An 11,630-nucleotide genomic window follows, 5' to 3' on the forward strand; every position below is an offset into this window, starting at 1 on the left:
GGCCGGAACCAACTAGTGAGGACCAGTGGGGGAGGGGGGGGTGCCCCGCCCCGGGGGCCCCCCCCCCCCCCCCCGCCGGTGGTGCTGACCGCTGTCCCGGTCAGCTTTCGGGGTAGCTCACGATGGTGCTGGTGCCGTACGAGCCGACGACCGGGGTGCCGGCGTCGTTGATGGTCCGTTCGATTCCGCCGCTGCCGTCGAGGAAGACGGTGACCATGTTGTGGAACTTGACCTTCGGGGTCTGCGGCACCTCGATGCCCCGGTCGGCGCGGATGTCGACCTCCTGGTTGAAGTACGAGTAGACGCCGAGCCCCCAGGCTTCGTGTTCGCGTACGTGCCGGCCGACCTTGTAGGAGGCGTAGCCCTTGCCGGTGGGGCTGGTCCAGGCGGCCTGGCTCGGCGGGTCGTACGGCAGTTCGCTCTGGTAGAAGATCGTCCGGCCGTCCTCGCCGTTCCAGATGGTCTGGTACTTCTGGTAGTGCTCGACGAAGAGCCCGTACGCGGTCACGTCGTCGCCGTTGATGACGACACCGGTGTCGGCGGTGTTCTCCGACCAGCCGATGCCGTTGCCGTGGTCGCCGCGCCAGGCCCAGATGTTGTCGATGATGGTGTCGTCGCTGTTCACGACGAGGCTGGTCTTGGCCTTGCCGACCCACGGGCCGCCGATGCGGAAGAAGACGTCCTGCAACGAGATCGGGTTGCGGGAGTGGTCCTTGCGGCTGTGCCGGTCACCGACCTCGACCAGCACGTCGGATTCGCGCGCACCGGCGTCGACCAGCACCCCGGCGATCCGTACGCCGTCGACGTCGTCGATCCGCAGTGCCGCGTCGCCCCGGTCGGGGGCGAGGCTCGGCATGCCGAGGCCGAGTACGACGGTGTTCTTGTGCTTGACCCGCAGGGCCCGGTCGAGGTGGTAGACGCCGGGGGTGAGCAGCAGGTGCTTGCCGCGCGCGAGGGCGTTGTTGATGGTGTGTTCGCTGTCGGACGGCTTGGCGATGTAGAAGTCGCCGATCGGCAGCGAGTAGCCCTGCTCGCGCTGCCCGTCACCCCAGGTGGTGCCGGAGGTGTTGTGCCGCAGGGTCGGCACGAAGACGCGGTAGTCGCCGCGCGCGTCGACGTACAGGTAGGGCTTCTCGCGGGTGACCGGGCTGGTCGGCAGCGTGGTGTACGGCGGGTTGGGGAAGCCGGTTTCGGGTGCCCCGACGACACCGGAGAAGACCTGGTTCCAGACACCGTTGGTCCAGACGTCGCCGAGGTGGCTGTCCCGGGTGAGCCACTGCTGCTGGGAGCCGTTGATGGTGACCCCGTCGACCTTGGAGTCGGCGATGTAGCCGCCGCTGGAGTACCCGGCGTTGCCGGGTTCGAGCCAGAGCACGCCCTTGATGTGCACCCGACGCATCGGCGACGCCTGCGACACCGCCCACTGGTTGGACCAGTCGGTCGGCGTCACGGAGAGGTTCTCCGCCGAGCGCCAGAAGTTGGTCAGGGAGGAGATGCCGGCGATCGAGTCGGGGTCGGCCTGGCCGATGACGCGTACGGCACCGCGGATGTCGACGTCGTCCGGGGACTGGCCGAGGCCGGCGACGGTGGTGTAGTAGCCGAGTTTGCCGTTGACGTCGTACTGGCCGGGCTTGAACAGGATGGCGTACCGGTCCGTACCCATCTCGTTCTCTTCCTGCTGTGCGAAGAGTTCGTCGAACTTGGCCTGGATCTGGGCGACCGGTGTCGACGGGTCGTAGATGAATACGTTCGGTCCGAAATCGGGGCGTCCGCCCCAGTGTGCGGACGCGCTGCCGGCGAGCGGCACCAGGCCGCCGGCGGTGAGCAACGCGGCCGAGGAGATGACCGTGCCGAGGCGGCGCAGCGTGCCACCGGTACGCGGGCGCGCGTTGGCTCGTACGCCCTGGTCGTGGATCGGTTTCATCGACCTGCCTATCGGGGACGGCGGCGAGTCGTCACCGACCGGCGAAGAGAGCGCTCTCTTTGCCGACCCGGCCCGGTCCAAGCCGCGAAGGAAGGGATCGGTGTGTTTCTACCCCGTCGATCGCCCCGGCGCTATAGCTGGCACCCGCATTTGCCAACCCGATTCACCGACGGTCCAGGTCCACATCGGACAGAGCCGCCATCAATCGCGCTATATCCGGCGGCCGCGAAGGCGATCTGCCGCGCCGTGCCCGCACCGGCTACCGGTCGGGCAGGTCGTCCAGGAAGTCGAGGGAGGGTACGAAGAAGAGGTTCCCGGTCACCGCCGTGGAGAAGTCCAGGATCCGGTCGTAGTTGCCCGGCGGATCACCGACGAACATGTTCTCCAGCATCCGCTCGGTCACCTCGGGCGTGGCCGAGTAGGCGATGTAGTAGGTGCCGAACTCGCCCCGTCCCGGCGATCCGAAGGCCATGTTGTCCCGCAGCACCTGCCGCTGCCGGCCGTCCGCGTCCTCGATCACGTTCAGCGCCACGTGCGAGTTCGTCGGCTTGACCTCGTCGTCCAGCTCGATGTTGTCGAGCTTGGTCCGCCCGATCACCTTCTCCTGCGCCTCGACCGGCAGCGCGTTCCAGGCCGTCAGGTCGTGCAGGTACTTCTGCACCACGACGTAGCTGCCACCGGCGAAGTCCGGGTCCTCGTCGCCGATCACCACCGCCGAGTGCGCGGCCGCACCGGTGGGATTCTCCGTACCGTCGACGAAGCCGAGCAGGTCGCGCCCGTCGAAGTACTTGAAGCCGTGCACCTCGTCGACCGCCCGCGCCGCCCCGGCCAGCCGCCTCATGATCTGCGAGGCCAGTTCGAAGCAGAGGTCGAGCTGCCCCGCCCGCAGGTGGAACAGCAGGTCGCCGGGGGTCGCCACGGCGCGGTGCCGGGAACCCGCGAACTCCCGGAACGGGTGCAGCCCGGCCGGACGCGGCCCGGCGAACAGCCGGTCCCAGGCCAGCGCGCCGATGCCGGTGACGCAGGAGAGCGCGGCCGACTCGGCCCGGGAGCCGACCGACCGTTGCAGCCCGGCGATGTCGGCGAGCAGATCCCGTACGACCTGCTCGCCGCCGGGGTCGATGGTGACGACGAGGAACATCGCCGAACTGGTCAGCGGGCTGAGCACCGACTGCGGCGTGACCGGTGCGACCGGACGTTCCGGCTGCGGCATCGGCGCTCCCTTCCCTGGTCGCGGGGCGGCCGCCCGCGCGCTCGGATCCTAGGCCTAGGCCCCGGTCGGAATGTGCGTGGCCCGCACCGGTGACCCGATCAGGGCCGCCGCCCGGGGATGACGGCGCGGTGCCGGCGGCATGCCGACCATGAACTCGGGGAACATGCCGTAGAACGTCCGGGCGCTCTCGATCTCGAAGGTGTGCGCCTTCGACCACCGGAACGAGTTGGTGGCGCGGGCCCAGTGGTGGGTCCACCGGACGTCGCCGATCAGCGCCACCGGCTCACCGTGCCGCCAGGCGCGCAGGCCGAGCTCGTGGTCCTCGTAGTAGAGGAAGAACCGCTCGTTCCAGCCGCCGATGCGCATGAAGTCCGCCGTCCGGGCGGCAACCGCGGCCCCCATCACCCAGGCCACCCAGATCGACTCGCCGGGATCGGCGATCAGCCGGTACGAGGCGTGCATCCGGGACAGCGGCCAGATCTTCCGGTTGCCCAGCTTGGCCGTGGCGTAGGGGAAACCACGCCCGTTGGGTTGCAGGGTGCCGGCCGAGGAGAGCAACTGCGGGGCGGCCAGTCCACCGTGCACCTCAAGATGGCCCCGCAGCACGTCGAGGCCGTCCGGGCGCACTTCGAGGTCCGGGTTGGCGAACAGGACGTACTCGGTGGTCACCTGGCGTACGGCGACGTTGTTCGCCTTGGAGAAGCCGACGTTCTCCGGCAGCCGGATGACCCGCGCGCCCAACTCCTGCGCGACCTCGGCCGAGTCGTCAGTCGAGTTGTTGTCGACGACGATCCATTCGTAGGGCTTGGGTACACCGCCCCAGCACTGCCTCAGCGCGTCCGCCGAGTTGTAGGTGACGGTCACCACACTCCAGAGGTGTCTGGTCATCCCGCTCTCCGAACCCTCAGGTAACCCAACAGCGAAGCGATTCCGAACCGCGCACCGGTCCACTGCCGGCGGGCACCCGGCGCCTCCCGCAGGCCGCGCCACACCCCCCGCAGGAACGGCCGCAGCAGGCCCTGGCGGATCCGCCGCAGGGCCAGGCCGCAGTGCGCCACCACGATCAGCGGGATCGCGAAGACCATCAGCGGCCGGGTGAAGGTCCTGGCCGCCACCAGCACCCTGTTGCGGGCGAGCAGGAAGGCCCGGAACCCGAGCAGCTTGCTGTCGCCCTCGACGCTGTGGCCACCGGCGTGCGGCAGCACCAGGTCCAGCGCCCGGGTACGCAGACCGCTGGCGTAGAGCCGGAACGCCAGGTCGGCGTCCTCGCCCCAGGCGAACAGGTGCTCGTAGAGCCCACCGAAACGACGCCAGAGCTCGATCGGGAAGACGGCGGCGCCGCCCGACGGTCCCAGCGGTCCGCGGGCCGCGTCGATCGGCCGGTCGATGAAGAGCGAGATCGGGTTGAGGTCGATGCCGACGTACTCGCCGCCGTGCATGGCGAGGCCGACCGCGACCGGTGCACCGGGGTCCTCGGCGATGGCGGCGAAGATCCTGGTCAGTGCGTCCTCGGGCAGCCAGACGTCCGGGTTCAGCAGCATCACGTGCCCGTCCGGCACGGCCGCGACGGACCGGTTGCACCCGGCCGCGAAGCCAGGGTTCGACGAGTCGGGCAGGTAGGTGTACCGGTCGGCGTCGAGCAACTCGGCGATCACCTTGTCGCAGCCGTCCTCGGGCCAGTTGTCGGCGAAGACGAAGTTCACCGGCAGTCCGGCAGCGCTGCGCACCCAGGTCGGCAGCGTGTCGGCGAGCATGTCGGCGGAGCGGTAGAGCACCGTGACGACGGTCAGCGTCTGCGTGGCCATCAGAGGAGCGACCGGTAGAGGGTCTGCCACCGCTGCACGCACCGGTCGAACGCGTACTCTTCCGCGTACCATTTCGCGATCGTCTGTCTCCGATCCGATGGTGTCCCCACGGTCGCCTCGCGGATGGCCGCGGCGAGCGCGGCGGGGGTGAGGTCCGCGCGGAAGGCGAGGGTTCCGGTGGCGTGCCGGGTGACCTCGGCCAGGCCGCCGGCCCCGGTGTGGACCACCGGTACGCCCAGCGACAGTGCCTCCAGGGCGCTGAGGCCGAACGACTCGACCCGCGACGGCACCACCAGGCAGTCGATCCCGCGCAGGAAGTCGGCGGCGTTGACCCGGCCGACCAGTTCGAGGTTCGGCTGCGGGGCGATCGGCACCGAACCGGCGCCGGCGATCTTGAAGTCGGCCTCCGGCAGGTTGGCCGCGACCTCGGAGAGCAGGTCGACGCCCTTCTCCTCTTCGAGTCGGCCCATGTAACCGATCACCGGCCGCCGGCCTGCGGCAGCGGGCTCGGGTGCGAACGTCGGCGCGGGCCAGGTGACCGGCAGCGGGTTCGGGATCAGGTGGATGTTCCTGGTGACGTGGCCACGGTTGCGCAGCTCGTCGGCCTCGAACTCGGAGACCGCGACGGTGGCGTGCGGGCGCAGCCGGCGCATCGCCAGGTCGAGGGTGATGTTGGACTGGATCGCGGCCTTCCGCTTCAACGACAACGCCATGTCACGGTACTGCCACAGGCTGTTGTGCAGGGTGACCACGAGCGGCGTACGGCGTTCGGTGCTCAACGCGGCCCGCGAGTGCATCGCGGCGGAGAGCAGGTGGGCGCAGACCACGTCCGGCTTGACCTCGTGCACGAGGCGACGCAGGTCCCGTACGTAGTTCAGGTCGATCCGGCTGGTGGCACTCAGCCCGACCCACGGCACCCCGGCCTCGCGCAGTTCGTGACCCACCTCGTCGTCGGTGGTGGCGGCGACGACATCGACGCCGCTGCGGGCGTGGGCCGGGATGATTTCGGTGAGGATCCGTTCCGCCCCACCGAGTTGCCGGCGACCGGAGCCACCGGTGGTGCACACGAACAACACCTTCATCGGGCGCGCAGTCCCTCGACCGCTCCCCGGGCGATCGCCCGGCGGACCGCGTTGCGGCCGATCGCCGCCCGCAGCACCGTGCCCCAGACGTACGCGGTGCACGCCGCCCGACCGCCCATGCTCCTGCTGGCCCGGATGAACTCCCTGGTCCGGCGCTGCGAGATCTCCTCCTCGGACCAGCGCCGCTTCGCGGTCGCGTCGTCCTCGTGCATGATCACCGCGTCGGGCAGGTACGCGAGGCGCATCCCGTGCTGGCGTACGGCCCAGCAGAGGCGCATGTCCTCGGAGTAGAAGAACGACGTCTCGTCGACGCCACCGATCGCGTCGAACGCGTCCCGCCGCATGGCGACGAACGGCCCGGTCAACCAGTCCGCCTTCTCCGGCGGTGCGATCAGCCGCAGGCTCGGCACGACCAGGCTGAGCCCGGTGGCGTGGGCGAGCCCGACCCGCATGCTCAGGAACCGCCCGCCCTCGGTCTGCTGCACTCCCTCGGGCGTGACCACTCCGGGGAAGGCCGCGCCCACCTCGGGGTCCTCCAGCGCCTTCAGCAGTCGGGCAACGGCATCCTCGTGGACGAGGATGTCGTTGTTCGACAGGATGACGTTCGACCGGGTGGTGTGCCGGACGCCGAGGTTCATCCCCCGGGCGTAACCGAGGTTCGAGCCGGACTGGACGTAGGTGACGCCCTGTTCGGCACAGAACTCGCTCAGTGCCCGCTGGATGTCCTCGGAGCTGCCGTTGTCGACGACGACGATCTCGGCCTCGACCGGCAGGGACAGAACGCAGGCGCGGGTCCGTTCGAAGTCCTCCCAGGCGAGGACCACAATCGAGACATCCATCTCAAACCGTCCCATTACTTGGCGGCTGCGGCTTGCGCAGGCTCGCTCGTGAGGCGAAGGCATGTACGGCGTAGGCAAACGACGAGGCGAGCGCCGCCCCGATCAGCCCCGCCCACGGGATGATCCCGAAGTACGCGGGAATGGCCGCCGCCAGCGTGATGAAGGCGACCACGGTCGTCGCCTGTTCACCCCGCTTCTTCAGCAGCATGGCACTCCAGGTCTTGCCGGCCGCCGTGGCAAGCGAACCGGGCAGCAGGCAGAGCCCGAGAATCCAGGCGTGCCGGTATTCCGGGTTCAGGAAGCCCAGCACCGCGAGCCCGACAACGGCCGCCAACGCGATCGGCAACGCCGCCTTGACCACCGCCCGGGTCCGGTCCGGCCCGTTCTCGTTGCCCCGCTCGGCGAGGATCTGCTGGGCCCGTACCACGGAACCGGCCTGCGCGAACTCGAGCGCGGCAACGGCCAGGGCGTACACACCGAGCGGTCCGGCTCCGGCGAATCTGGCCACCAGGATCTGGTTGAGCCGGAGCGTCAGCATCTGCGCGAAGACCCCTATGTGAAGCTTGCCCACCGCGACCACGTCAGCGCGGTAGTCCGAACCGGTGGCAGTCGCCGCCGGCATCGGGCCGGCACGCCACAGCAGGCGTAGTACGACACCGCAGACCGCAACGGCGCCGAGCCACTGAACCGCGAGCCAGACCATACTCCACAGACCACCGTCGAGATCCCCGCGGGCATAGAGGATCGCGTACCCGCCGACCAGGATCACGCCGCTGACCGCGCGCATCGAATAGACCAGCCAGAACCGTTTCTGCCGCAGGGCGAGCGACGACACGGTGTTGAAAACCGTCAGGCCGGCGGCGGCCCCGATGCCGATCACGTAACTGCCGATTCCGGCAATCGCGGTGAGTATCCCGGCGGCCACGCCGGACAGGAGCACCGAGACGGCGAGGATCGCGAACACCCAGAGACGGCCTCGGGAGAAAACCCAACCAGCCGGCCGGGACAGCAGGAACGTGTCCAGGGAGAGTCCGCCGATGGCGGCACCGAGGGTGGCGCTGACCATGTTGGCGGCGAGTTCGCCCCGCTCCGCCGCCGGCAGCGTGACCGACACCACCGCCGCGAGCCCGGTGAGGCCGAGGGCGCCGATGTAGAGGCGTTCGGGAGAGAGCAACCGCAGGCGGCGTCGCGGTTCCCGCGTTTCTCCGCCCGGCTCGCCGTTTCCGGCCGTGCCGCCTCGGCGCCTCTTGAGCAGGGTAACGCCCCCCACCGGGTCCTCCCCTATCAGAAGCGCGACGAAACTGTTTCGAAACCTGGGCTACGGCGTAGTTGTGGCCAATGTCGCTCGCACTTTGTACCCGACCACGCGGGGCCCCGCAACCGGCCCCCGAGCACGTTCACTCGGTCACTGCTAGCGGCCCGGGCCACCGGCGACGAAACTCTCGAAATGCACCACCGTACGGATTGTCGGGGTGACGTAACGCTACTTCGCGACTCCGGCGGCCAGGATCTCGGGAACGGCGTCACGGCGCATGGCATCGTAGAGAAGTTTCGCCTTCGCGGTATCCGCCACCACCACGCTCTCGTTGCCCCGCGTGCCGGTGCCCTCGGTGGGGCTCGTCATGAACGTCAGATTGCTGCTGCGCAGATGACGCAGGCTCATCGCCATGTCGGTGAGGGAGAGCGTGTCGTCCACCTTCACCGTGTCCGAGGAGGCCTTGACGAAGCTGTTGAGCTTCGCCGGGTTGGTGAGCAGCCCACCGGAGGCGGCCTTGTCCAGGATCGCCTTGATGACATCCTGCTGGTGCCGGATCCGGGCCAGGTCCCCGTCGGCAAAGGCGTGCCGCTCACGGGCGTAGTCCAGGGCGGCGGCGCCGTCCAGGGTCTGCAACCCCTTCGTGAACGTCCGCCGTCCGCTCGGGCTCAGCGAATAGACGGTGGTGAAGCTCTTCTCGACGTTGACCTTGACTCCGTCGAGCGCGTCGACAATGTCCTTGAACCCGGCGAAGTCGATGACCGCGACATGGTCGACGCGGACGCCGGTGAACGACTCGACCGTCTGCACCATCAGCGGAATACCGCCCCAGGCAAAGGAGGCGTTGATTTTCGCTTCCCTGTTGCCGTGCCGGCCGTCCTTGGACGCCGGCACGTGCACCCAGGTGTCCCGTGGGATCGAGACCAACTGGGCGCTCGACCGGTCCGCGGTCAGGTGGGCAAGAATGATCGTGTCGGTACGCGCTCCGGATTCGCTGCTGGGGTCACGGGTGTCACTGCCCAGCAGGAGAATGTTCATCGCACCGTCGGCCACCTTGTCCGGCCGCGACTCCTCCGGCACCTCGTCGAAGGCGTCGACCCGGGCGATACCCGACTCCAGCGAACGCAGGTAGAGCCCCGCGGCCATGGCACCGCCACCACCGAGCAGCGCGAAAACCAGCGCCGTGATGAGGATGGCCTTCTTTGCCCGTCGATGCTTGGAGGGGGCCTTCTTGGTCTTCTCCCGTCCTCCCCCGGACATGTCGATGACCTGTGTCGAGTCGCGCTCCGCAAGCGGTGTACGGCGTGGCATGGCACCGATGCTACTGACTCGGGGCACAGGACGCGTACCCTCGGTCGGCTCATCACACGGTCGCTGACGGGTACCCGACCACCCGTTCACGCAATGCCACCCCGACGACACTGTGCGAATCCGAATCCATCGATGAACACCAACCTGTGGATGGGACGAATACACAGTCCACGGGCGATGCGACCAGCCAACCGCCAGGTGGGGAACGGCCGCGGGCCGGCTGCCCTCCCCCACCTGGTCGGCGTACTTTCCACCCTCCACCCATCGACGGGTGACGTGACGCACCTGGTGTGCGACCGTACGAAACCGAAACGCTCCCCCTCAGCCCGGTGACCCGGCCGTCGCCCGTACGTGAATCACGACCTCCGGGTTGCTGGAACCGAGCCGACGCGCCCACGAGGAACTCATCCGGTCCATCGCGGCACCGCTGATCACCTCTGCTCCGGACACCTCCCAGCCGCAACCGGCCAGCCGCTCGGCGAGCACGGTGTCGACGTACTCGGGGGTGAGTTCGGGCAGCTCGCGGATCTCCAACGGCACCGGGTCCCGCCAGATGCTGGTGCCGACGGTGACGTCGAGCGTGGCCCCGGGCCGGGCCACCGACCGCAGGCCGGCGCAGACGTCCGCGTCACCCTGGACGATGCCGCGCAGCAGCTTGCCCCAGGGCATCAGCACCGACACCTCGTCGGCGATTCCGTGCAGGTCGGTCGGGACCGACTCGATCGCGGAGTTGACCAGGAGCAGGTTCGGCGCACCGCCCTTGGCCGGCTTGCGGCTCGCGCGCACGCTGGTCGGCGACATCCGCTGCCAGGCCGGGTCGACCCCGATCACCAGCCAGTCCGGCTGGGCCCGGGCAAGCCGGTACGCGGTACGCGCGTCACCCGTACCGACGTCGACGATCACCCGAGCGGCTGCGGCCCGGAGGGAGTCGAGCACCTCGCCGTCGGGCGTGACCAGGCGCTTGCCCTGTACGACCTGCATCCGGCGATTCTGTCAGGTGCGTACGGGCACACCGCCCGGACCGCCGGCGGACCGGTCCGGGCCCAGCGCGTCGTACACCCGACGCCGGGTCAGCCCGAACGGTGCCAGCGCCTCACTCAGCGTGCGCGGCGACACCCCGGCGGTGGCCAGCGCCCGGACCAGTGCGTCGAGGTCCACCGGCTGGTCGGTGACCGGCGACGCCGCCAGCACGATGGTGACCTCCGGCACACCGAGCCGGCGTACGGCGGCTCCGGCGCGCCCGGCCGTGGTCCAGCGCATCGCCGTGCCGACGTCCGGCTGCCCGTCCGGTACGGCCACCCGCCGCTCGGGGGTCGCCGCGACCACGTGTTCGAGCACCGCGTCGACCTCGTCGGACGGCAGTGCCAGCACGGTCGGTGCCAGGGCGGAACGCAGCGCCACCTCGACCTCCGGCCGACGTACCGCCCGCCGGTCGACCCGGCCCAGCGAGAGCGCCGGGGTCGGCGGCAGGCCGGCGGCGAACAGTGCCTCGGTCGGGCCGCCCACCGCGTTCAACAGCGCGAACCGGGCGCCGGTGCCGGCGGCGGCCAGCCACCCGAGCGCACCGGTGGAGAGGGGGTCCGCCGGACCGGGCAGGGTCACCGCGACGATCCCGGCCCGCTCGACGACCGCCCCCGCCGTCACCGGCTCACGGCCCCCGACGAGGTCGACCACCGCGTCGGCGTGCCGCCAGAGCAGGTCGAGCCGGCCGGCGGCCACGGCCGCCCCGGTCGGCCGGAGCAGGAACAACGGCGCGGGAGGGGCCACCTCGACCAGGGTCAGGGTCACCACCGTCGCCGGGTCGGTGAGCGCGGCGGCCAACTCGCGGTCGAGGTCCTCGGCGGTCAGCGTCGCCGCCACGGCCAGCGTGCCGGGATCGGTGTGGTGGCTGCGCCGCAGCACCAGCCCGTCGCGTACGGCATGGTCGGGGTTGATCGTCGCCTCGCCGCTCGCCTCGTGCCCGGCGGCCTCGACGGTGAAGCGCACCCGGCCGCGCAGCAGGCCGAGCTCGCTCGGATCCAGCTCGGCGGCGACCCCGACCACGCAGGTGGCCCGCTCGGTCACCTCGGCATCGTGGGTGAACTCCAGCGTCTTGGCGTGGGTCGCCCGGATCCGGGGGTGGCCGTGGCCGCGTACCAGCGCTCGGCGCCTCGTCCTCGCCACCAGCCAGCTCCTCCTCGAATGCCGCCCGACGCGGGGCG

At 70.0% G+C, this 11,630-nt stretch carries 10 protein-coding genes; all 10 read right to left on the reverse strand.

What is annotated here, in order from left to right; translation table 11 throughout:
• Nucleotides 1-100: 100 nt before the first annotated feature.
• A complete protein-coding gene (locus ACZ6QQ_RS23875; protein ID WP_465879180.1) occupies nt 101-1,924 on the reverse strand; it encodes an adenylyl cyclase in 1,824 nt (607 codons plus the stop codon).
• 259 nt (nt 1,925-2,183) lie between these two features.
• A complete protein-coding gene (locus tag ACZ6QQ_RS23880) occupies nt 2,184-3,137 on the reverse strand; it encodes a Dyp-type peroxidase (RefSeq protein ID WP_465879182.1) in 954 nt (317 codons plus the stop codon).
• Nucleotides 3,138-3,191: 54 nt separating this feature from the next.
• The gene (locus tag ACZ6QQ_RS23885) at nt 3,192-4,025 is read right to left on the reverse strand and encodes a glycosyltransferase family 2 protein (protein ID WP_465879183.1); all 834 of its coding nucleotides are present in this window, start codon (nt 4,023-4,025) and stop codon (nt 3,192-3,194) included.
• A complete protein-coding gene (locus tag ACZ6QQ_RS23890; protein ID WP_465879185.1) occupies nt 4,022-4,942 on the reverse strand; it encodes a glycosyltransferase family 2 protein in 921 nt (306 codons plus the stop codon). Before ACZ6QQ_RS23890 ends, ACZ6QQ_RS23885 begins: the two co-directional genes overlap by 4 nt.
• The gene (locus ACZ6QQ_RS23895) at nt 4,942-6,024 is read right to left on the reverse strand and encodes a glycosyltransferase family 4 protein (protein WP_465879186.1); all 1,083 of its coding nucleotides are present in this window, start codon (nt 6,022-6,024) and stop codon (nt 4,942-4,944) included. The genes ACZ6QQ_RS23890 and ACZ6QQ_RS23895 overlap by 1 nt, the downstream gene beginning before the upstream one ends.
• On the reverse strand, nt 6,021-6,863 hold the full coding sequence (locus ACZ6QQ_RS23900; RefSeq protein ID WP_465879188.1) for a glycosyltransferase: 843 nt from the start codon (nt 6,861-6,863) through the stop codon (nt 6,021-6,023). The genes ACZ6QQ_RS23895 and ACZ6QQ_RS23900 overlap by 4 nt, the downstream gene beginning before the upstream one ends.
• Nucleotide 6,864: 1 nt before the next feature.
• Nucleotides 6,865-8,133 (reverse strand): lipopolysaccharide biosynthesis protein, encoded by a 1,269-nt coding sequence (locus tag ACZ6QQ_RS23905; RefSeq protein WP_465879190.1) that lies wholly within the window; start codon nt 8,131-8,133, stop codon nt 6,865-6,867.
• A 213-nt stretch (nt 8,134-8,346) separates the two neighbouring features.
• Complete coding sequence (locus ACZ6QQ_RS23910; protein ID WP_465879194.1) at nt 8,347-9,429, reverse strand: LCP family protein; 1,083 nt, start codon at nt 9,427-9,429, stop codon at nt 8,347-8,349.
• Nucleotides 9,430-9,750: 321 nt separating this feature from the next.
• On the reverse strand, nt 9,751-10,410 hold the full coding sequence (locus tag ACZ6QQ_RS23915; RefSeq protein WP_465879196.1) for a hypothetical protein: 660 nt from the start codon (nt 10,408-10,410) through the stop codon (nt 9,751-9,753).
• Nucleotides 10,411-10,422: 12 nt separating this feature from the next.
• Nucleotides 10,423-11,592: a DUF371 domain-containing protein gene (locus tag ACZ6QQ_RS23920; protein WP_465879199.1), complete on the reverse strand. Its 1,170-nt coding sequence runs from the start codon at nt 11,590-11,592 to the stop codon at nt 10,423-10,425.
• Nucleotides 11,593-11,630 lie beyond the last annotated feature (38 nt).

This window comes from Micromonospora sp. NPDC049529 (genome assembly GCF_055586685.1).